At 71.9% G+C, this 936-nt stretch carries 2 protein-coding genes; both read left to right on the top strand.

What is annotated here, in order from left to right; all coding sequences use genetic code 11:
* The coding region (locus tag KBX34_RS33190; protein WP_210929007.1) for an RICIN domain-containing protein at window positions 1–253 on the top strand (253 nt) is incomplete at its 5' end.
* Window positions 254–343: 90 nt separating this feature from the next.
* On the top strand, window positions 344–936 hold a 593-nt coding region (locus KBX34_RS33185; RefSeq protein WP_210929006.1), incomplete at its 3' end, for an RICIN domain-containing protein.

Here is a 936-nt window from a genome sequence, read left to right as displayed (position 1 = left end):
CCAGGCCGACAGCACCATCCGCAACCGCGGCAAATGCCTCGCCCCCGCCAGCACCACAGCCGGCGCCGCCGCCACCATCACCACCTGCGGCACCGCCACCAACCAACGCTGGACCTACGACACCACCACCAGAACCCTGCGCAACCAGGCCACCGGCACCTGCCTCGACGCCAACGGCGGCGCCACCGCCAACAACACCAGACTCATCCTCTGGCCCTGCACCACCGCCACCAACCAGCAGTGGCTGGTGTGACGCCGGCCCTCACCGCCGGCTGGCCGTACCCGTGGGTCACCTCACCTCTGCGCCATCCCTCCCTGACCCGTTCCCGGAGAGGACACCCCCATGACCCGCACCCTGCGCCGCCGCACGCGCGCAAGCGGCGCAACACTGGCCGCCCTGGCCCTGCTCGCCACCTGCCTGGTCCAGCTCACCCCACGGGCGGCACCGGCCGCCGCGGCCCCGGGGGACGGCACGATCACGGGAGTGGCCAGCGGACGCTGTGTCGACGTACCCGGCGCCGCCACCACCGACGGCACCGCCCTGATCCTCTGGGACTGCACCGCAGCGACCAACCAGATCTGGACCCGCCAGGCCGACAGCACCATCCGCAACCGCGGCAAATGCCTCGCCCCCGCCAGCACCACAGCCGGCGCCGCCGCCACCATCACCACCTGCGGCACCGCCACCAACCAACGCTGGACCTACGACACCACCGCCAAAACCCTGCGCAACCAGGCCACCGGCACCTGCCTCGACGCCAACGGCGGCGCCACCGCCAACAACACCAGACTCATCCTCTGGCCCTGCGCCACCGCCACCAACCAGCAGTGGCGCGTCGCGGCGGCTGACTACCAACCGCTGCTCGACGTCGGCTTCAGCGGCACGTTCACCTCCACCACCGGCTACACCCCCTCGACCGGGGAACTGGTCGACGG

It is taken from the genome of Micromonospora sp. M61, assembly GCF_018070245.1.
In the GTDB taxonomy this organism is placed as follows: Bacteria; Actinomycetota; Actinomycetes; order Mycobacteriales; family Micromonosporaceae; genus Micromonospora; species Micromonospora zamorensis.
The sequence above is the reverse complement of the archived record's forward strand: the minus strand, read 5'-3'. Positions and strand labels throughout refer to the sequence as shown.